Origin of the sequence: Lysobacter sp. CA196 (genome assembly GCF_052078695.1) — a bacterium.
Taxonomy (GTDB): domain Bacteria; phylum Pseudomonadota; class Gammaproteobacteria; order Xanthomonadales; family Xanthomonadaceae; genus Lysobacter.
This window is the reverse complement of record NZ_JBQJIN010000015.1, coordinates 47,659-68,288: the sequence shown is the minus strand read 5'-3', so window position 1 is coordinate 68,288 and position 20,630 is coordinate 47,659. Positions and strand designations below refer to the sequence as shown.

The following is a 20,630-nucleotide window of genomic DNA, read 5'->3' as shown; positions in this document are numbered from 1 at the left end:
GGCAATCTGGACTCAAGCGTTGATCAACTCATACGTGGGCCGTTGCTTCGAGCTTGCTCTTGATTCTGGCTTTCAGTCTCCGCCAGGCGCTGATTCTCAACCTCGAGTTTTTGCAACGAAACAACGACTGGTGTTTGCTCAGCCGCAGCAATCGAGACTTGAGCGCGCTTATGCGCCGGGTCGCGCAGATCGCCTTGCACGACGAAATAGGTATCCCCTGGGTTGGCACCGACACTGGGCACTACATGGTCGGCTCGATCCAGGCCGGCCTGCTTCGCCGCTACGAGCAGGCTGACGGCAATCCGTTCGCAGCCTTCGTCGAAGGGTCTCCCCTGCTGCTGGCGAACGGCGCCAACGCCGTCTCGAATCTTCAGATACATGGCATTGTCAGGATGCCCGGAATCGTGCGGATCGCTTACTCGATGCCCTTCGCTTGGTAAAGAAGGCAATGTTCCCTTCGAGTCTTCGAATGGATTTGACACCTTGTCAGGCAGACGGCGGCTGATTTCTCCAGCAACTCCTTGGACCCCGCCTGACAATGCAACTCCGGCCGAAACGCCACTGCGCAATGCCAGGACATCGCTCCTGTACTTCTCGAACATAGGTCGATGCTGTTCCGCCAGTTCTATTGCCCTGACGTCGCCCAGAACAGAATGATCTCGTCGCCCGTTGACATCCACATTCAGAAAGTGATGCATCCGGTGAGAGCCGTTTCCGTAGGCCGCAGCCTTCAACGGATTACGGACATCAAGCCGGCTACTACTGTCTTCATAGCCGACAGCCCTTAGGATGTTCACCTCCACGGGATCTGCATACATCTTGACCTTTCCGAAGTGCCGGCTTCCAGCACTTACGAAATCACCAGCCATCACGTGGTTGATTATCTGGTTGCCCCCTTCATGAATCCTGTATCCGAGCCCGACCGCACCATAAGGGTTGAAGGTCTCTCCATTCAAGTTCAGCTTTGCCGCAGTGATCTGGGCTAGGCACCCACCCAGCGAGTGGCCTGTGACGGTTACCTGAGGGGTTGTCCCACTTCGCAGCCCTTGGGCGTCAGCGATTTCCATAGCATGCCGGGTGAATCCAAGTGCATCGCTCGTTTGTCGATTAACACGATTTGCGACCATTCCACCGTCAGCCAACAAGCCATCCTTGATCGGCTGGTCGCCGAACTCGGTGCCGCGATGAGCAACAACGATTTCCTTGGTATCCAGCCGCTGGTAGATCGTCCCCTGATAGCCGGAATCCTTGTCGATATGAGCAAGAATCGCGTACTCGACTTCTCCGATCTTCGCTCTTCTGCTTTCGGGGTCTTTAAGGTCCGGACTCCGATACGCATCGTCGGCCAGATCGGCGTACTGCTGCGTCGTAATACTCATGGCTGCGCGACTTTGGATTCCGTACTTATGCTGAAGAGCTCAGCCCGCAGACTTTCCTTGAACTCCATCGGATCGCTGTATCCGTAGTCCGGATAGTTCGGCAACTTGGCTTCTTTCGGATAGCCGCCACGCCAGTAGTAGTTGGTCTTACTCTTCGATTCACGAACCTCTTCGGCGTTCATGCTCGCGATGAATCGAGTCTCGCCGTCGGCCCCAGTCGCTTTGAAGATGATGCTGGCAACAACAGGCTTGAACTTGCAGACACCCTTGCCGAAATAGTCCCCATCGAGTAAGCCATCAAGGGCAACTTTTCCCTTATAGGAACCATCAGGAATCCTGGCAAGCACGATCGGCAAAAAGGTTGAAGCCGGCGTCGTTTGGACACCCGACGGCGACTCGGCTGGCGGAAGGCAATCCATGTTGGTGATGTCGAACTGCATGGTCGCGTCTACGACGGCGAATGCGCCAGGCGCCCTGTCCAGAGCGACGGCAATCTCGTAGCGTTGTTTCGGATCAGGGTTCTTCTTGTACTCGGGCTTCTTGGCGCCGGAGTCACTGGAGCATGCGCTGGCCAGAAGAACGCCCGCCAGACTTAGAACGAATCGATATGAAGTTGACATGATCATTTCCCAGACCGGATGGCAGCCTTATTTCCATGAGTAACCGCGTCCAGTCCAACGAGACAGATAGCCATTGAGGGATATCGCAAAGGACTTCTCCTCGTGTCGACTCGATGCACCGCTATTACCGGCCTGACTTCCGGGTCGCTCTGCAAGATGCCTGGTAGTGCGGCCGATGACGAATGGCCATCGAGATCCCAGCCTAGCAGCGGGCCGCTTCGGGCGGCTATAGGAAAAATCCGATCGGTTGTAGGCATTTGCTGCATGCGTGTAGACGAATGGCCACGCTGGGAAAGCAGGTTGGCTCGGCAGAGTGACGAGGCTAGGTTGGCGGGATCACGGTCGCGGCTTGCGCCGCTCCTACCCTGGGGGGACTGAGGGTTGCGCCGCGAGATTGAGGTAGCACGGTCGCGGCTTGCGCCGCTCCTACATTGGGCGGTGCTGAGGGTTACGGCGCGAGGTTGAAGGTGCGCGGTCGCGGCTCGCGTCGCTCCTACCCTTTGGGCTGCCGGCAGTGGCGAGGCGAAATTGGCAGCACGCAGTCGAGTGTGCCGCGGAGCATGTTCAGTCGAGCAAGCCCTTGCGCAGGGCGTAGCGCACCAACTCGGCGGTGTTGCGCACGTCGAGTTTGTCGAGCACGCGGGCGCGGTGGTTCTCGGCGGTCTTGGCGCTGATGTCGAGTTTACGGGCGATCTCTTTGGTGGTCAGGCCTTCGGCGATCAGATGGAACACTTCGCGTTCGCGCGGGGTCAGCCGGCCATAGGGGTCTTCTACGGTGCGCTCGGGGTGACGCATCTGTTCGGCCATGGCCTTGGCCGCCTGCGGGCCGAAGTAGCTGCGGCCGGCATGCAGGCTGCGCACGGCGGCAAGCAGTTCCGAGGCGGCGCTGTCTTTCACCAGATAACCGGAAGCGCCGGCGCGTACCGCCTGCAGTACGTACTCTTCTTCCTGGTGCATGGTCAGCACCAGCACGCGGGTGTCGGGCAGGGCTTCGCGCAGGCGCCGCACCACTTCGATGCCGTTGAGGCTCGGCATCGAGATGTCGGCGACGACGATGTCGGGACGGGTGGCGATGGCCCGGGCGACGGTCTCCAGGCCATCGGCGGCCTGGGCCACGACTTCGATCGCGCCGTCGGCCTGCAACAGGCTGACGAGGCTCTCGCGCACGAGAGTGTGGTCGTCTGCGATCAGAACGCGAATAGTAAAGCTCGCCATGCCCGCAAGGTGCGCGCCGGCTTCGCTGCCGTCAAGCCTCAGGCGTCGGCGACGGGCGGCAACGGCAGCACCGCGCGCAGGCGCGTGCCTTCGCCGGGCACGGAATGAATTTCGAGCTGGCCGTCGTACAGACGCAGGCGCTCGCGCATGCCGCCGAGGCCGCAGCCGCCGGACGCGGCGACCGCATCGGGGTCGTAGCCGCAGCCGTCGTCGACGACTTGCAATTGCAGCAGGCCGCTGCGCGCGACGAGGCGCAAAAGCACACTGCGTGCCTGCGCATGTTTGGCCGCGTTGTTGATCGCTTCCTGGGCGACGCGGAACAGCAGGGTCTGCAGATCGCCGTCGAGCGCCGGCAGTGCTTCGATCTCGATCGCGACGTCCATGCCGCTGGCTTCGCTCTGGCTGCGCGCCAGCCAGCGCAGCGCCGGTTCCAGGCCGAGGTCGTCGAGGATCGGCGGACGCAGCAGGCGCGACAGTTCGCGAGTGTCTTCGAGCGTGTCGGCGCACAGCGCGATCGCCGCCTGCAGGCGCGTGCGTTGCTCTTCGGACAATCCCTCGCCGAGTTGGACCAGGCGGTGCTTGAGCGCGGTCAGGTTCTGGCCGATGCCGTCGTGCAGTTCGCGCGCCAGACGGCGGCGTTCGTCTTCCTGCACTCGCCACACCGAACGGCCGAGCCGGCGGAACTCGCGTTCGTTGGCTTCCAGGCGTTGCAGCAGGCTGCGGTATTGATCGCGGATGCGATCCAGCGACAGGTCGGGCTCGGTGGGGTCGGACCGGTTCATGGCGTTGCCTTGCCTGACGAAATTTCGATGCGGTCGAAGTCACTGCGCAAGGCCGGCGGCAGTCCGTCGCGCAAGCTCCTCAATGCCGCATCGGCCTTGTTGTGAGCGCTGCGCGCGCCGGCGACGTCGCCGACCGCGGTGTAGGCACTCGCGCCGAGCCGATGCAAGGTGTGGGCGCGATGGAAGTCGCCATCGCGCAAGCGCTGTGTTGCCTCGCGGTAGTGGCCTAAGGCCGCAGCCGGGTTGCCTGCGGACAGCGCACGCTGCATCGCCTGTTCCAACCAGGCAAGCCGCAAGCCGGCGTGGCCGAGGGCGGCGGTCGCACGCTCGAGCGAGGCGTCGGCGGGCTCGGTGCGGGCCTGTTCCAGGGCGATCTGCAGCTGCAGTTGGCGCACGCCGGAGGCTTCGGCCAGTTGCCGGGCCTGACGCAGGGCCGGGCCGGCCTGCGCTGCGCGATGCTCGCGCGCGGCCAGCTGCGCCTGCAGCAGATGGGCGATCGCACGCTGTTCGCTGGACGCCTGCGCGAGCGGTTTGCGTTGCTCGTCGAGCAGGCGCTGCGCATCGGTCGTGGCATGCGCTTCGATCAGGGCCTGCACCCGCAGCAGGTCGACATCGACCTGACCGCGCGCGTCTTCGCGTTGCCGGAACAGGTCGCCGGCCTGACGCGCCTGGGCGATCGCCGCCGCGTAATGACCTTGCAGCAACTCCAGCTCGGCGAGGTTGCGGCGGCTCACCGCGACCTCTTCCAACATCTGCTGCTGTTCGGCGGCGCTCAGCGAATGTTGCAGCAGACGGCGCGCCTCGTCCCAATCGCCGCGCGCGGTCGCGAGCAGGCCGAGGTTCTGCTCGGTGCGGATGCGTCCGGTCTGCTCGCCGAGTTTGGCGTAGGCCTCGGCGGCCTGCTGCCAGTACAGCTGGGCGTCGTCGTAGAAGCCGAGCTGATAGTCGGCGAAGCCGATGTTGTTGAGCGCCTGCGCGGTGCCGTGCGGGTCTTCGACCTGGCGCCAGGCCTGCAGGGCGCGGCGGAAAGCGTCGAGCGCGCCGTGATAGTCGCCGCGTTCTTCGGCGAGCAGGCCGAGTTCGTTCTCGACCGCGGCCAGCCCGGCGCGGTCGTCGAGTTCGACGTGCAGCGCGCGCGCCTGCGCCAGCGCGGCGGCGGCCTCGTCGAACTTGCCGGTGGTCGCTAATACGTTGGCGAGGTTGCGCAGGCTGGTCGCGACGCCGCGGCGGTTGCCGAGCGCGCGCCGCAGTTCCACCGCCTTGCGGTATTGCTCGGCGGCGTCGGCCGACTGGCCGAGGCGGCCGTAGCCGACGCCGAGCGCATTGACCGTTTCGGCTTCGCCGCCGAGGTTGCGGCTGCGCTTGAACAGGACCAGGGCGCGCACCAGGTAGTCGTCGACCGCGCGCCGCGCCTGCCCCTGCAGGATCGAGAACTTGCCGAGTTCGAACCACACCCGCGGGTCGTCGCCGTCGCGCTCGGCGAGCCGCAGCAAGGCGGCGACGGCGGCCTTGAAATCACCGCCGGCGCCGAGGCCGCGGGCGAGATTGAGTTCGGCGTAGCTGTCGTCCGGGGTCTTGGCCAACCACTCGCGCCAGGCCGCCACCGCCTTGGGCGGGTCGCCCTGCAGCAAGGCATGTTCGGCATCGAGGCGGCGGCGCAGGCGTTCGCCGATCCCGGCCACGGCCTGACCGCGTTCGATCGCTTCGAAGGCCGCATCCTGCTCGCCGATGGCGAGGGCGGCTTCGCCCTGCGCGAGCCAGGCGATGGCGTAGTCGGGCGCAGCGGAGGTGGCGAGGCCGAACTGGGTCAGCGCATCGCTCAAGCGGCCCTGCCGGCGCGCCAGCAAGCCGGCGCCGTAGGCATCGAGCGCTTTGCCGGTGCCGGTGCCGGGCAAGGCGAGCGCGATCGCCGACGGCACCATCAGCGCGCGCACGGTGTCGGGTTTCGCCGTCCACGCCTGCAAGGCCGCGGCTGGGTCGGCGGCGAGCGGCCCGGCGAGGGTCTGCGCCGGAGCACCGGCGACACGCAGTTCGGCCTCGATGCGCCAACGGCCGTCGCGCTCGATCAAGCGCGGCTGCAACACCCGCCGCGCCGCCGCGAGCCGGCTCAGCGCCGCGCTATCGGGGGTGGCGTTGCCGGTCGGGTCGAGTTGCCGCATCGCCTGCACGGTGCGTTCTTCATCGACCACGGCCACCCCGGGCATGGCCGCGAGCGCATCGCGCAGATGCGAGCCCAGGCCGACGATGCGCGGCGCCGGCGCATCGTCGCCGGCGTAACGGATCGGCAGGATCAGCAGACGGTCCAGGGGCGCCGAGGCCACCTGCACCGGCGCGCTGTCGTGCTGCCACCACCAGGCGCCTGCGCCGGCGAGCACGGCCAGTACGGCGGCCGCGGCCAGCCAGAGCGCACGCGTCGGAGCACCGCCTTCGCGGTAGCCGTCGCGCGCCACCTCTTTCGCGTCGAGCGCGGCGATCACCGCGGCCGCATCCTTGAAGCGATGCGCCGGCTGCGGCCGCAGCAGCTTGTCGACCAGGCGCGCGATCCAGGCTGGCAGTTCCGCACGCTGGTCGGTCACCGGCGGCGGCGTGCGCAGCATGCGTTGCGCCAGCACCTCGCTGACCGTGCCGCCGGCGAACGGCAGCTTGCCGGTCAGCATTTCGTAGAGGATCAGGCCGAGCGCATACAAATCGCTGCGCGCATCCAGCGCGTCGCCGCGCGCCTGCTCCGGCGACAAGTAATCCGGCGTGCCGATCACCGCACCGGACTGGGTCAGGCCGCTGCTCGCGAGCGAGCGCGCCACGCCGAAATCGCTGATGTAGGCGTTGCCCTGCGCATCCAGCAGCACGTTGGCCGGTTTGAGGTCGCGATGCACCACGCCCTTGGCATGTGCGGCGGCGAGGCCTTCGGCGAGTTGCCGGGCGATGCGCAAGGCGCTGTCGACGGCGAACGGCCCGTCGCGGTCGAGGCGGCGGTCGAGCGATTCGCCGTCGACGAAATCCATGCTGATCAGCCAGCGGCCTTCGTGCTGCGCGAGATCGTGGATGCGTACCACGTGGGCGCTGGACACTTGCCGCGCCAACAGCAGCTCCTGGCGGAAGCGCTCGAACGCATCCGGGCGGTGCATCAGTTCCGGGCGCAGCAGTTTCAGCGCGACCTGGATGTCCAGGGCCAGGTCGGTGGCGCGATAGACCACGCCCATGCCGCCGACGCCGAGCATCGATTCGATGCGGAAGCGCCCAGCCAGCACGCTGCCCGGCGGCAGGTCGGCATGCTGGTAGAGACCGGTGGCGGTCGCGTCGTGGCCGGAACCGCCCGCCGTGCTCATCCGGCCTCCCCGAGATGGGCGGCGACGATGCGCTCCCACTGCGGCGCAGCCGGCTGGGCGTCGAGCCATTCGCTGGTGCGGCGCACCGCGATCCACACCGCCGCGCCTTCGGCGAAAGCTTCGAGCAGTTCCAGGTCGAGGGTGGTGATCGCCGGCCCCGGACGCACGCGGTCGGCATACAGCACGCCGAGGGTTTGTTCGCCGTCGAGCAGCGGCAGGCACACCAGCGCATTGATGCCGGCCGCGACCACCGAGGCGCGCGTCGCCAGCCAGGCTTCGCTGCGGACGTCGTTGGCGACCACCGCGCGGCGTTGCTGCAGGGCCCGCCGCACTGCGCCGACGCTGCCGGAGAATTCGCGCGCGCCGAGCCGGCCGGGGTCGAGCGCGAGACTACTGTGCACCCTATAACCGCCCCCGTCCCGGTCCTCGTCGCCGTCCCGGAGCAGGACGAAACCGCGTTCGCATTGGGCCAGGTCCAGCACCGCGCGCAAGCTGCCGTCGAGCAGGTCGTCGAGCCGGGTCAGGCCTTGCAGCCGCATCGTATGCGCGGTGGCGGCGGCACGCCGCAGCGACCGGCCCTCTTCACCGGCAGCGACTTCGGCATCGCTGAGCGGCGCGAACTCGCAATGGACGTCGCCGAAACGCAGCCAATAAGGTTCGGTCATGACCAGCTCGGCCACCGCCAGGCCGTCGGCGAAGCTGCCGTTCTTGCTGCCGAGATCGCGCAGGCGCCAGCCCTCGGCCTCGCCGCTGAGTTCGGCGTGCCGGCGTGAGATCGAAGGGTGCGCGATGACCAGGTCGCAATCGGGCGCGCGGCCGATGCTCAGCGCGTCGCCGGGCCGCAACGACCGGACGACGGCGGCGTGATCTGGCGGATAAGCGATCAGGCGCGCCTGCATCGGGTCATCTTAGCGTTGCCGATGCTGGAAAGGCAGGCGCGGCGGCGCGACCCACCGACGAGGCGCAGGGCTTACTGGCCGACGTCGCGCAGGTAGGCGACGCTGAACTTCAGCGTCGCCGCCCCGGCGATCAACTCGCCGGCATGGTTGTCGAGGTCGCGGGCGGCGCGCCACTGGTCGGCCAGCGGGCTGCCGGCGCGGGCGACGGCACGGGCGCGGAACGCATCCAAAGCGGTGACCGCATCGGCGTATTGGCCGGCGGCGACCGCGGTGGCGACGGTGTCGAGCCAGGCGTCGAAGCTCGACTGCTCGGTCGGCGGCAACAGGTCGATGCGGGCGCGCAGCCAGGCGATCTTCTGCGCGATCACGTCGCCGGTGGCGCGCAGGTCGGGCAGCACCAGGAACTGCGAGAAACCGCCGGTGGTGCCGCGCGCGCGCACGCTGCCCGGAGCGATTTCGTCGGAGATGTCGCGGAAGTTGCCGCCGAGCGAGGCCTTGAACAAGCGGTACGAGCTGCCCGCGCTATAGCTCAGCGCATGGGTATGCACCTCGACCCGCACGCTGCGGTGGAAGCTGAGCCCACCGAGGGCCGGCGGCTCGATGGTGATCAACAGCGGGAAGGCCGGGTCGAGCGGGGTCAGGCCGAGATCCGGCAGGCGTGTGAGCAAGGCGCTGTCGCTGAGGCTGACCAGCTGCGCGCTGATGCCGAGGCTGGACGCCTGCAGGCCGCTGGCGTCGTCGAAGGTCAGGGTGATGTCGGCGACCGGCTGCGCGGTCGCGCCGACCACGATCGTGGCGGTGTTGCCGGAGGCGTTGACGGTGAGCGGCAACGATTGCGCCGACGCGACGGCGCTGGATACGAACAGGGCGACGGCTGCCAGCAGCCTCGACGCCAACGCCAACTTCCCCATCGCTCACTCCGGCGTACTGCCTCGCGGAAAGGCAGGCTAAACCGAAATGTGACGTGTGTCTCTAGGTACTTTCCCTCAGCGCCCTCCAGCGAAGCTGACTGGGGGTTTTCCGCACTCGCCGCCGAAAGCGATCCCGGATGCCCGCGACATGCGCTGGGGGATTCTCCCCAGTGGGGTTAGGGGGAAGTCCCGATGGGATCGCCCCGGGCCGCTGCGAATACTCCGAAGACGCCTCACGTCCTGGGCGGTTCCGGAGCCAATCGACCATGTCATCGCGAATTCCCCGTAAGACCTTCCGCGTCTGCGCCATCGCCGCCGGCGTACTCGCCAGCGGCGTCGCTCTGGCCGACGCCCATCTCGACCCGCAGTTGCTCAAGCGCATGGCCGCCGTCGCCGGCACCGAGCCGCTGCAGGTCGTGGTCAGCTACAAGCAGTCGAGCCCGGTGACCCCGGCCCAGGTCGCGGCGCTGCGCGCGCTCGGCATCGACCAGGGCGTGACCATGCGGACCCTGCCGATCGCCGGCGCCCTGGCGACGCCCGCGGAAATCCGCGCCTTGGCCCAGCGCGACGATGTGGCCTCGATCTACTGGAATGCGCCGCTGCGCTACTTCAACAAGGAAGCGCGCGAAATCACCGGCGCCGCCCGCGCCGTCGACCACCCCGGCGACTACGTGCGCGCGGTGCCGTTCAGCGGCGCCGGCATCACCGTGGTGGTCAACGACTCCGGCATCGACGCCACCCACGACGACCTCAAGTTCCGCGAGCACGTGGTCGAGAACACCCTCGGCACCACCAACCTCAACTCGCTCGATTCGATGCTGCCGATCTCCTACACCGAGGGGGTGATCAACACCGACCTGGGTTCCGGCCACGGCACTCATTGCGCCGGCACCATCGGCGGCAACGGCGCCCGCTCCAACGGCCTGTACCGCGGCGTGGCGCCGGGCGCGGACCTGGTCGGTTACGGCTCCGGTGCGGTGTTGCTGATCCTCGATGCGGTCGGCGGCCTCGACTACGCCGCGACCAAGCAGTTCAGCTTCGACCATCCGATCCGCGTGACCAGCAACTCCTGGGGCAGCAGCGGCAAGTTCGATCCGCTCAACCCGGTCAACGTCTCGACTTACGAGCTGTACAAGCGCGGCATCGTCAGCGTGTTCGCCGCCGGCAACGACGGCCCCGGCGAAGACACCCACAACCCCTACGCGCAAGCGCCGTGGGTGATCTCGGTCGGCGCCGGCGAAAAGGACGGCGTGCTGACCGGCTTCTCCTCGCGCGGCAAGCGCGGCGAAAGCGGCAGCTTCACCATGCCCGACGGCCGCCAGTGGACCTACATCAACCAGCCCACCATCGTCGCGCCGGGCGTCGACATCGTGTCGACGCGCGCGCTGACTGGCGCCTTGCCGGCGACCGAAGCACAGCACGACGCCGAAACCCTGGCGCCGGCCTATCTGGCCTTCTACACCCACATGAGCGGCACCTCGATGGCGACGCCGCATGTCGCCGGCATCGTCGCGCTGATGCTGGAAGCCAACCCCAACCTGACCCCGGCGCAGATCAAGGACATTCTCGAACGCACCTCGACCAACATGACCGGGCGCCTGGCCTGGGAAGCCGGTGCCGGCCACGTCAACGCCTACACCGCGGTCGCCGAGGCCGCTGCGCTGCGCTACGGCTTCGGCGCCACGGTCAATCCGCTGCGCGCGTTCAACGCCAACGCCATCCTCTCCGGCGGCGTGCCCAACCTGCCGTTCTCGGTCGACTTCGCCCCGGTCGGCACGGTCGAGGAACAAAGCTTCACCGTCGCCAGCGACATCGCCTGGGTCGCGGCCCGCGCCACCATCGGCGAGAACACCCTCGCGGTGGTGCTGACCGATCCGGACGGCATCAAGTACGGCTCTTCGATCGCCCTGCCGGTGCTCGGCGACACCGTCACCACCGGCGCACCCGGCAAGCCCGGCGTGTGGAAGGTCAGCGTGCGCGGCGTCGGCTCGGTCTCCGGCACCAACCTCGACCCGGCCAAGGTCACCAATGGCTACGGCCTGCCCGGCACGGTCGACGGCGAGATCAGCTTCCTCAAGAGCGGCGGCTACACCGGCATGGGCGACGTCGCCACCCACGCGGCGCGCTCGGCGATCGAATTCGCCGTCGCCAACCGGCTGGTCGACGGTTACTCCGACCAGCAGTTCCGTCCCGATGCCACGCTCAAGCGCAGCGAACTGGCGCAGTACCTGTTGATGGGCCAGAGCGTGCGCCAGTACCTGCCGTTCAACGGCCGCTCCAGCTTCAGCGACCTCTCGCCCGGCGATGCGCGTTACGCCTATGCCGAATCCGCGATCGCCAACGGCGGCGCACTGCGCGACCTGAGCCAGTCGCAGGATGGCGTGATGGGCACGCTCAACGGCGCGTTCCGCCCGAACGACAGCGTCAGCCGGGTCAGCCTGGCCTATTCGCTGGTGCAGAGCCTGGCCCTGCAAGGCGAAGCGCGCGCGTTCAACGGCCAGTTGACCGCGTTCTACGACGGCAAGCGCATCGCCGTCGACGATGCGGCGTCGATCCCGGCCAGCCTGCGCGGCTACGTGCAGCTCGCCCTCGACCGTGGCCTGATCAACGCGCGTTTCGCCGTCACCCAGGGCCCGTTCGATCTGCAGCCGACCCTGCATGCCTACTTCGACCCCGGCAAGACGGTGACCCGTGCCGCCTTCGCCGTCGCCGCAGGCCGGTATCTGGTCGCTTACCAGAGCGCCGAGGACTGAGCTGCGAGGCAGGCAGGGAAGCCTGACCGGCGGCCCGGGAAACCGGGCCGCTTTTTTCCGGGGCATTGCGAGCGTGCTCATGCGGGAACCCGATCGCCTGAGAGGTCGATGCTCGTAACGATCTGCCGCCATTCCAGGGACCGCCCTCACCCCGCCCCTCTCCCGCCAGCGGGAGAGGGAGGCGTTCGCGGTGTTCGTCGTTACGCTGTCGCTGCGATCGCAGCGACCGTATCGGCAACCGTTGTCGTTCCACCGGCGTGAGCGCCGCTTGCGTGCGGAGCGCCGTTGATCGCGGCCGGAGCAAGGCGATCGCGGTTGCGCCTACAATCGGCGGATGGATCATCAACTCATCATCAAGTTCTGGCGCAAGTCCCTGGCCGACGAAGCCTTCCTGGCGACGATCGAGGCCGAGTTGAAGGCGGCGTTGGGCGAAACGGTCGAGCTGGAGGGTTACGACGTCAGCGCGAAAGAGATCAACCTCTTCATGCTGACCGCCGACCCGCGCCATAGCTTCCGTCGCGCCAAAGACGTGTTGGAACGCCTGGATTTGTTGCAGGGCATGTCGGCCGCGCATCGCCTGGTCGGCGGCGCGCGCTTCACTTCGCTGTGGCCGCTGCGCGCGATGCGCAAATTCACTCTGCCCTAGCGCCTCGCCGCGAAACGACTTCGTGCGTGGTGATTGCACGCTTGCGTCCTCGCGCCTGCCTCGCACGGTATCGTCTGCGCCGGTCGACGTGCGTTGCCCGGCTGTGACCACGATCCTGGTTTAGACGCCCACCGGCGGGCCGACGCCGTTGATCCTTCGAGCGACTTGATGTCCGCGACCGTATCGCCGCGGCGGCGATTTGTCGTAAGGCATGAGCCCGGCTACGATGCCGCGGGATCGCCGGCCTTGGGGAAGGCCGGCCCGGCCGCCCGGCATCGCCCCGCAGTCCACTCTCTGGGTAGCACGCATCGAGCTCATGGCGACGCGCTTCATCATCGAAGACACCGATCATGCCGAACCGCTGAGCCAACACGGCTCGCTGGCCGAAGCGTGGGTGGAACTGCGGCGTCTGTCGGGCGTTCCCTGGGATCAGGCGCCGAACATCGCGCCGTGCTCGGATTGGCGCAGCTGCGGTCGTTGCTACGAAATCATCGAGTTCGACACCTCGCTGGACCCGTGGCGCGAAGTGCAGCGGGTATCCGGCTTCGGCATACGCGCGCTCGGCGTGGTGTGGGCGCCGGACGCGCAGCGCGACGAGCCCTGAGCCGCACGCGCTTCAATCCACCAGGAAACCGCCGGTGAGATTGAGGATGCCGCCGGTCATCGCCGCAGCCCGATCCGATGCCGCATAGACCGCACTGCCGGCGATGTCGGCGAGCGTCGGCAGACGCTTGAGCAAGGTACTCTCGGCCGCGCCCTGCAACATCGCCTCGACCGAAATACCGGCCTGGTCGGCGAGCGGCTGAAACACCTCGCGGCTGTGCGAACCGGCATCCAGCGCTTCCGGGATCGCATGCGAACGCAGGCAGACGGTGCGGATGCCGCGACCGCCGAGTTCGCCGGCGAGATGGCGCGACATCGCTTCGACGCCGGCGCAAGCGACGCAATGGCCCATGTACCCCGGCCCGGTCATGCGCGCGACCGGCGTGACCAGACTCAGGATGACGCCGCCGCGCTCGCCCATGTGGCGCGCCGCGGCTTGTGCGGTGAGGTAGTTCGAGCGGATGTACGCGTGGACCGGATACTCGAAATCGCCGAGCGGCAGCGCCCCGAACGGCACGCCTTGCACATGCACGAAGGCCACCGCGTTGAAGACGATGTCGATGGCGCCGGCCTTCGCCGCGACCGCCTCGGCGTGGCGCTCGACTTGTTCGGCATCGAGCGCATCGACCTGCGCGCTTTCGGCGCTGCCGCCGGTACCCGCGATGTCGGCGACCACCGCGTCGAGGCGCGCCTGAGAGCGGCCCGCGAGAAACAGCCGCGCACCTTCGCGTGCAAATGCGCGCGCCACCGCGCCACCGATGGCGCCGCCACCGCCATGGATCACCGCGACCTTGCCTTCGAGTTCCCGCTTCATCGCGCCTCCGTTCGAACCGCATCGCATCGTCGTGCACGCGCGCCGACCGCGACTGCGCGGCGGCGCATGAGGCGGCCAGCTAACACCGGCGCAGCGCTCTTTTCAAGTTTGTACGCGGCTTGCGGTTTCGCCGATCAGGCTTCTTCCCAACTGATCCGCGCTTCGTGCTTGCTGAGCAGGAGGCGGTACTCGAACGAGAACCCCGGGCCCGGGTCGAGCGAACCGATCAGTTCGACGCTGCCGTCGTCCAGGGTCTGCGTTTCATATGCGCCGGTGCGCAGCGCGGCCTGCAGGCGGCGTGCAGCGGCGGGCTGCCAGTACTTCGACACCGCGGCCAACAGGCGCTCGATCGCGACCTCACGGGAAGGTGCGGTTGCGCCCGGCGCGTAGACCAGACTCACCGTGCTGCCGTAATGCACGCAACCGCCGCTGGCGACGGTGACGGTCTCGCCGTTGCGCAGTTTCCAGATGGCAGTGCCGGTGGCGGCATCGAGCCGGCCGCCGTGGCGCGCGGCGGCTTGCTGCATGCGCTTGGCCAGATAGTCCTGGTCGAAATCGCATTCGACGTCGTGCGCGCCTGCGGGCGGCGCGAGTACGAGCATCGCTAACACGGGCACCGCGAATACGGGCATCGCCAACGACAGCATCCAGCGGGTCGAGCGACTCATGCGGCTTCCTTTCGCGATGGCGGTCCCATGACGGCGCGACTATGCCGGCAGCCGCCCCGCCGGATCAATGGCCGTCCGCTGCGATTCGCAGAGCGCCGACGGACGGCGGGTGCGGCCACGCAGTGCAACGCGCGTTACCGTGCCTCGGCCTCGCAGTAACGCTTGAGCACCGCCAGGGTGACTTCCCAATAGAAATTCATATGACCGTAGACCGCATAGTGGCCCAGGTTGCTCAGGCTCAGGTCCAGCCGGGTGCCGTCGCCGCTGGGATGCAGGCGCAGCCCGATGCTGACGTGGTTCTCGGGCGCATCGGCGAGCGCACGCCGCGACAGCGAGCTCCAATGAGTGTATTCGAGCGCACGTTCGGTCTCGAAGGCGCGGACGATGCCGCTGTTCTCGAAACGCAGGCGCCCGTGCAACACGCCGCGAATCAGGATCGGGCCGCCGACGACCCAGTCGGTGACGACGTCGAGCGGCTCCTCGGACATCCACGCCGCCATCCGCGCAGGCTCGGTCAACGCCTGCCAGACCGTCGCCGGTTCGGCCTGGATCTGCACGGTTTTGGTTACCGGATCGGGGAAGCTTTGCTCGGTGTCCCTCGTGTGCTCATTCTGTCCTGCCATCCCAGTGGCTCACTCGACCTCTTCCGGCGGCGGCACGATCGCGCTGGGATCGAGGGCGAGGCGGCCGGCGATCAGCACCGCCTGGGTGCGGTTGTTGGCGCCGAGCTTGCGCAGGATCGCGGTGACGTGGGCCTTGACCGTCGCTTCGGAGACGCCGAGTTCGTAACCGATCTGTTTGTTGAGCAGGCCCGCGCCGAGCATCTGCAGAACCCGGAACTGCTGCGGAGTAAGGTCGCGCAGGCGTTGCGCGGCCTCGTGCTCGTCGGCATTCGCGGCCGGCGCGGCGAACGCAGCCGGCGGCGCCCAGCGGTCGCCGTCGAGCACCGTGGTCAGGGCCACGCCGAGCGTCGCAGCATCGGCGGACTTGGGGATGAAACCGACCGCGCCGTGATCGAGCGCGCGGCGCATCGTCGCAGGCTCTTCGCGCGCCGACACCACCACGATCGGCAACTGCGGATGCAGCGCGCGCAGATGCACCAGCGCGCTGAAGCCCTGCGCGCCGGGCATATTGAGATCGAGCAACAGCAGATCGGCATCGGATTCGGCCTCGACCAGCACATACAGCGCGTCGACGCTGTCGGCCTCGCGCAGGACCGCATCGGGTAACACCCGCGCGACCGCGCCGCGCAAAGCTTCGCGGAACAACGGGTGGTCGTCGGCGATCAGCAAGGTCGGCATGGGGCGGGCCTGGTCGGGGGAAGGGCGCTGCGGACGACGTGCATGGGAGGAATCTTACGTCCTATAGGGGGCTGTTCCGCTATTGGACGATGGGTGAAGTCGGGTGACGTGCGGGTATGCATTCGTATGAACCCCGTCTCAAAACGCCCGCGCGGCGTCTGCGAAGCGGCGCCAGCGCCGCCGAACAGCGGTTGTGGTGGCTGTTGCGGCGCAAACAGATGCTCGGTGTGCAGTTCTACCGGCAGAAGCCGCTGGTAGGTTATGTGGTCGACTTCTATGCACCGGCGGTGGGGCTGGTCATCGAGGTAGACGGCTCACAGCACATGAGCGATTCGGGCCTGATGGCGGATGCGCGACGGACGGCTGCGTTGGAGACGCTGGGGTTGCGGGTGATCCGCTTCGACAACCTGCAGGTGCTCAATGAGACGACGGCTGTGATGGAGGAGATTTATCGAGTGGTGTCCGAGCGTCTGCTACTGGTAAGGGATAAGGGCTGAAATGCCAAAAGGCGAAGCAAATCCCCCCTGCCCCCCCTTTTTCAAAGGGGGGAACAGCCAAAGCAGGTGCAGGGCGTCGTGGTCACAACGAGTAACGAGAAACGGGCAGCAATGCAGGCTATCGGATTGACCGTAATCGTGGCTGTGGCAATGGCCATGAATAGCGGCCATGACGGCGAACATGCCGCCAAGCCTCGTGAGGCGACGCTTCGCCCCAACTCGGATGAAACCCACCTACCGCCCCCCCTTTGAAAAAGGGGGGCAGGGGGGATTTGCTGTTTCTGTTGCTGTTGCTGTTGCTGTTTCTGTTGCTGTTTCTGTTGTTGCTGCTGTCGCTACCCCACAAACAACCGCAGAACGGCCGTGCTGCGATGACGGCTCCGCTTACTTGCCCAAGCGCTCGTTGACCAGGCTCTCGACCACCGAGGGGTCGGCGAGGGTACTCGTGTCGCCCAGCTGGTCCGGGGCGTTCTCGGCGATCTTGCGCAGGATGCGGCGCATGATCTTGCCCGAACGGGTCTTCGGCAGGCCGGGCGCCCACTGCAAGTGGTCGGGGGTGGCGATCGGGCCGATTTCCTTGCGCACCCAGGCCACCAGTTCCTTGCGCAGCTCGTCGTTCTGCGCTTCGCCGGCGATCAAAGTCACATAGGCGTAGATGCCCTGGCCCTTGAGGTCGTGCGGAAAACCGACCACGGCCGCTTCGGCGACCTTGGGGTGCGAGACCAGCGCGCTCTCGACTTCGGCCGTGCCGATGCGATGGCCGCTGACGTTGATGACGTCGTCGACGCGACCGGTGATCCAGTAATAGCCGTCGGCATCGCGGCGGCAGCCGTCGCCGGTGAAATAGCTGCCGGGGTAGGTCTTGAAATAGGTCTCGATGAAACGCGGATGGTCGCCGTAGACGGTGCGCATCTGGCCCGGCCAGGAATCCTTCAGCACCAGATTGCCTTCGGCCTCGCCTTCGAGCTCGCCGCCGTTGGCGTCCACCAGGGCCGGCTGCACGCCGAAGAAGGGCTTGCTCGCCGAACCGGGCTTGAGGTCGATCGCACCGGCCAACGGGGTGATCAGGATGCCGCCGGTCTCGGTCTGCCACCAGGTGTCGACGATCGGGCAACGCGAATCGCCGACCACTTCGTAATACCAACGCCAGGCTTCGGGGTTGATCGGCTCGCCGACGGTGCCGAGCAGACGCAGCGAGGCGCGCGAGGTCTTCTTGACCGGCTCGTCGCCGTCGCGCATCAGCGCGCGGATCGCGGTCGGCGCGGTGTAGAACACGCTCACCTTGTGCTTGTCGATCACGTTCCAGAAACGCGACACGTCCGGATAGTTCGGCACGCCCTCGAACACCAGCGCGGTAGCGCCGTTGGCGAGCGGGCCGTAGACGATGTAGCTGTGACCGGTGACCCAGCCGACGTCGGCGGTGCACCAGTAGATGTCGTCTTCGCGCAGGTCGAACACCGCCTCGTGGGTGTAGCTGGCATAGACCAGGTAACCGCCGGTGGTGTGCAGCACGCCCTTGGGCTTGCCGGTACTGCCGGAGGTGTAGAGGATGAACAACGGGTCTTCCGCGTTCATGCGCTCGGGTTCGCAGGTCTCCGGCTGGCCTTCGACCACCGCGTCGTACCAGCGGTCGCGCGGCATCTGCATGTCGACCGCGGCGCCGGTGTGGCGCACCACCAGCACGGTTTCGACCGAGTTGGTGCCGGGCAGCTTCAGGGCCGCATCGACGTTGGCCTTGAGCGGGATCTTCTTGCTGCCGCGCAGGCCTTCGTCGGCGGTGATCACCAGCTTGCTGGCGCAGTCGGCGACGCGGTCGGCGATCGAATTCGGGGCGAAACCACCGAACACCACCGAATGGATCGCGCCGACCCGCGCGCAGGCGAGCATCGCCACCACCGCTTCGGGAATCATCGGCAGATAAATCGTGATGCGGTCGCCCTTCTTGACCCCGAGGTTGCGCAGCGCATTGGCCAACCGGCACACGCGCGCATGCAGTTCGCGGTACGTAATGTGCTCGGCGGGCAGGTTGGGGTCGTCGTGCTCGAACAGCAGCGCGGTCTTGTCGCCGCGCTGGGCGAGGTGGCGGTCGAGGCAGTTGACGCTGGCGTTGAGCTCGCCGTCCTCGTACCAGTGAATGCGGAAGTCGGCCAGATCGAAGCTGACGTTCTTGATCTTGGTCGGCGCCTTGAACCAGTCCAGGCGCTGGGCCACCCCGCCCCAGAACGCATCGGGGTCGGCGACCGACTCGGCGTAGAGACGCTCGTAGTCTTCGCGCCGATAGCGCGACTTCGCCGCGAAGTCCGCGTCGGTCGGATAAACGGTGACAGGGTGGTTCATGAGTGGGGGCTCCGTAAGGCTGGCGGTGTCGATGCGCGGGCTTCGTTATAGCCGACCCGGCGCGCGAGGCCTATGCCGCGATCGCCGGGGACGGGCCGCGATGCTCGGCCGTGGGCGTCGACCGGCGCGCCTGGCGTCGCGCGCGGGCGCGTGAGGCGGACAGTTTGCCGCATTCATCGCGACCCTCGCCGCGGCAACGGTTTAGACCTTGGTCGTAAAGGGAGAACTGAATCGCGCCGTTACGACCAATGGCGAATGGTGAAGCCGTCGGGGCCGCGCGCAGGCTGGCCGCAGCCGCACGTACCGCGCGGCGTTCCTCGGGAGGGAATCATGACGTTCACTAATGTGCTCACACGCACCGCACCCCGGTGCGCGGCGATGCGACGGCGGCCCTTGACTGCGGCCTTGCTGGTCGCCCTGGCGCTGCCCGGCCTGGCGTTCGCGCAGACCGCGAAGGAAAAAGAACTCGAAGCGCGCGTCGTCGAACTCGAACGCATGGTCCAGCAACTGGTCTCGCAACAACAGCAGGTGCAGACCCAGGTCACCGAGGTCAAGGCGGCGCAAGCCAGCGCGCCGGTCGCGGCGGCGCCGGCCAAGCCCGGCATCCAGAGCACGCCGATCTCGACCGCCGGCAACCCCGGCACCCGCTTCAGCTACGGCGGTTTCATCAAGCTCGACGCCTCGGTCACCCAGACCAACGACGGCGACATCGCCGACGGTTCGGTCGGCCGCCTGTTCTACGTGCCCAAGACCATTCCGGTCGGCGGCGCGGCCACCCGCGAAGGCGGCAGCGACACCGACATGGGCGCGAACTTCTCGCGCTTCTGGTTCGCCGCCGACACCGACCTGGAGAGCGGCGACAAGCTCAAGGGTTATCTGGAATTCGACCTTTACGGCGGCGGCAGCACCGCCTTCACCGGCAACGAGGTCGCCACCAACACCTATGCGCTGACCCTGCGCCAGGCCTATGTGACCTGGAACAAGTGGATGGCCGGCCAGGCCTGGTCGAACTTCCAGGACACCGCGGCGCTGCCGGACACGGTCGACTTCCTCGGCCCCACCGAAGGCACGGTGTTCGTGCGCCAGGCGCAGTTGCGCTACACCAGCGGGCCGTGGTCGTTCTCGATCGAGAACCCGGAAACCGTGTACACGCCGTTCCGCGGCAACATGGCCCAGGTCGCCGGGGACGACGGCGCGGTGCCGGACGTGACCGCGCGCTACACCGCCAAGGGCGATTGGGGCCACTTCAGCGTCGGCGCGCTCGCGCGCCAGCTCAAGTACCAGTCCGGGCGGGTCAACGACAGCAACACCGGCTACGGCCTGAGCCTGTCGGGCAAGTGGAACCTCGGCGCCAAGGACGACCTGCGCTACATGCTCACCACCGGCAGCGGCATCGGCCGCTACGTCGGCCTGGCGCTCAACAACGACGCCGTGCTCGACGCCAGCGGCGACCTGGAGAACATCGACCTGGTCTCGGGCTTCGTCGGCTGGCGCCACGCGTTCAGCCCGAAGCTGCGCGGCAACCTGTTCTATTCGCGCGCCGAGTACGACAACAAGACCGCATTGACCGGCCTGGGCATCACCAAGTCGGCGCAATCGGCCCACATCAACCTGATCTATACCCCGATCCCGAAACTCGACCTGGGTGCCGAGTACATTTGGGGCCAGCGCGAGATCGAGAACGGCGACCGCGGCGAGATCAACCGCCTGCAGACCCACGTCAAGTACAGCTTCTGATGGCATGGAGCGGCGACGGCGCCGTTCCACTCGCCGTTCCCGCGAAAGCGCGAACGACGAACCCAGGATTCGTCGCGACAGCGGTCCCGTCGCGTCTGCAACATCACTAGAGTGCCCCGGCGGGCTCCGGCCCGCTCCTCTC

The 20,630-nt window shown here is 67.2% G+C and carries 17 protein-coding genes; 5 read left to right on the top strand and 12 right to left on the bottom strand.

Annotated features, from left to right (window positions below):
* Positions 1-23 precede the first annotated feature (23 nt).
* The 7 genes from ACTOWK_RS14570 to ACTOWK_RS14540 form a co-directional block, all read right to left on the bottom strand.
* Positions 24-1,379, bottom strand: a complete 1,356-nt coding sequence (locus ACTOWK_RS14570) for an XVIPCD domain-containing protein (RefSeq protein ID WP_441330849.1) — start codon at positions 1,377-1,379, stop codon at positions 24-26.
* The gene (locus tag ACTOWK_RS14565) at positions 1,376-1,999 is read right to left on the bottom strand and encodes a hypothetical protein (RefSeq protein ID WP_441330848.1); all 624 of its coding nucleotides are present in this window, start codon (positions 1,997-1,999) and stop codon (positions 1,376-1,378) included. The genes ACTOWK_RS14570 and ACTOWK_RS14565 overlap by 4 nt, the downstream gene beginning before the upstream one ends.
* Before the next feature lie 564 nt (positions 2,000-2,563).
* Positions 2,564-3,214: a response regulator gene (locus ACTOWK_RS14560; RefSeq protein ID WP_441330847.1), complete on the bottom strand. Its 651-nt coding sequence runs from the start codon at positions 3,212-3,214 to the stop codon at positions 2,564-2,566.
* Positions 3,215-3,252: 38 nt separating this feature from the next.
* Positions 3,253-3,996, bottom strand: a complete 744-nt coding sequence (locus ACTOWK_RS14555; protein WP_441330846.1) for a sensor histidine kinase — start codon at positions 3,994-3,996, stop codon at positions 3,253-3,255.
* Positions 3,993-7,322 (bottom strand): protein kinase domain-containing protein, encoded by a 3,330-nt coding sequence (locus ACTOWK_RS14550; RefSeq protein WP_441330845.1) that lies wholly within the window; start codon positions 7,320-7,322, stop codon positions 3,993-3,995. Before ACTOWK_RS14550 ends, ACTOWK_RS14555 begins: the two co-directional genes overlap by 4 nt.
* Positions 7,319-8,221 (bottom strand): FHA domain-containing protein, encoded by a 903-nt coding sequence (locus tag ACTOWK_RS14545; RefSeq protein ID WP_441330844.1) that lies wholly within the window; start codon positions 8,219-8,221, stop codon positions 7,319-7,321. Before ACTOWK_RS14545 ends, ACTOWK_RS14550 begins: the two co-directional genes overlap by 4 nt.
* Before the next feature lie 71 nt (positions 8,222-8,292).
* Positions 8,293-9,132 carry a DUF6689 family protein gene (locus ACTOWK_RS14540; protein WP_441330843.1) on the bottom strand — a complete coding sequence of 280 codons (840 nt, stop codon included), beginning with the start codon at positions 9,130-9,132 and terminating at the stop codon, positions 8,293-8,295.
* A gap of 266 nt (positions 9,133-9,398) precedes the next feature.
* Between ACTOWK_RS14540 and ACTOWK_RS14535 the strand changes: the two genes are divergently transcribed.
* The 3 genes from ACTOWK_RS14535 (at position 9,399) to ACTOWK_RS14525 (ending at position 13,135) form a co-directional block, all read left to right on the top strand.
* Positions 9,399-11,885 (top strand): S8 family peptidase, encoded by a 2,487-nt coding sequence (locus ACTOWK_RS14535; protein ID WP_441330842.1) that lies wholly within the window; start codon positions 9,399-9,401, stop codon positions 11,883-11,885.
* Positions 11,886-12,219: 334 nt separating this feature from the next.
* Positions 12,220-12,531, top strand: a complete 312-nt coding sequence (locus ACTOWK_RS14530) for a hypothetical protein (RefSeq protein ID WP_441330841.1) — start codon at positions 12,220-12,222, stop codon at positions 12,529-12,531.
* Positions 12,532-12,847: 316 nt separating this feature from the next.
* A complete protein-coding gene (locus ACTOWK_RS14525; protein WP_441330840.1) occupies positions 12,848-13,135 on the top strand; it encodes a hypothetical protein in 288 nt (95 codons plus the stop codon).
* Between the two features lie 12 nt (positions 13,136-13,147).
* Here the strand turns inward: ACTOWK_RS14525 and ACTOWK_RS14520 are convergent, their stop codons facing one another.
* The 4 genes from ACTOWK_RS14520 to ACTOWK_RS14505 all read right to left on the bottom strand — a co-directional run bounded on the left by ACTOWK_RS14520 (position 13,148) and on the right by ACTOWK_RS14505 (position 15,917).
* Positions 13,148-13,948, bottom strand: a complete 801-nt coding sequence (locus ACTOWK_RS14520; protein ID WP_441330839.1) for an SDR family NAD(P)-dependent oxidoreductase — start codon at positions 13,946-13,948, stop codon at positions 13,148-13,150.
* A gap of 134 nt (positions 13,949-14,082) precedes the next feature.
* Positions 14,083-14,616, bottom strand: coding sequence for a hypothetical protein (locus tag ACTOWK_RS14515; protein ID WP_441330838.1), 534 nt, complete (start codon positions 14,614-14,616; stop codon positions 14,083-14,085).
* 134 nt (positions 14,617-14,750) lie between these two features.
* Complete coding sequence (locus ACTOWK_RS14510; protein WP_441330837.1) at positions 14,751-15,239, bottom strand: SRPBCC family protein; 489 nt, start codon at positions 15,237-15,239, stop codon at positions 14,751-14,753.
* Between the two features lie 9 nt (positions 15,240-15,248).
* Entirely contained in the window at positions 15,249-15,917 is a 669-nt protein-coding gene (locus ACTOWK_RS14505) for a response regulator (RefSeq protein ID WP_441330836.1), read from the bottom strand.
* Between the two features lie 116 nt (positions 15,918-16,033).
* Here ACTOWK_RS14505 and ACTOWK_RS14500 point away from each other — a divergent pair, with 116 nt between their 5' ends.
* Positions 16,034-16,414, top strand: coding sequence for an endonuclease domain-containing protein (locus tag ACTOWK_RS14500; RefSeq protein WP_441330835.1), 381 nt, complete (start codon positions 16,034-16,036; stop codon positions 16,412-16,414).
* Positions 16,415-16,798: 384 nt separating this feature from the next.
* Here ACTOWK_RS14500 and acs read toward each other — a convergent pair whose 3' ends face one another.
* Entirely contained in the window at positions 16,799-18,751 is a 1,953-nt protein-coding gene (gene acs / locus ACTOWK_RS14495; protein WP_441330834.1) for an acetate--CoA ligase, read from the bottom strand.
* A 330-nt stretch (positions 18,752-19,081) separates the two neighbouring features.
* Here acs and ACTOWK_RS14490 point away from each other — a divergent pair, with 330 nt between their 5' ends.
* Positions 19,082-20,488 carry a DcaP family trimeric outer membrane transporter gene (locus ACTOWK_RS14490; protein WP_441330833.1) on the top strand — a complete coding sequence of 469 codons (1,407 nt, stop codon included), beginning with the start codon at positions 19,082-19,084 and terminating at the stop codon, positions 20,486-20,488.
* Positions 20,489-20,630 lie beyond the last annotated feature (142 nt).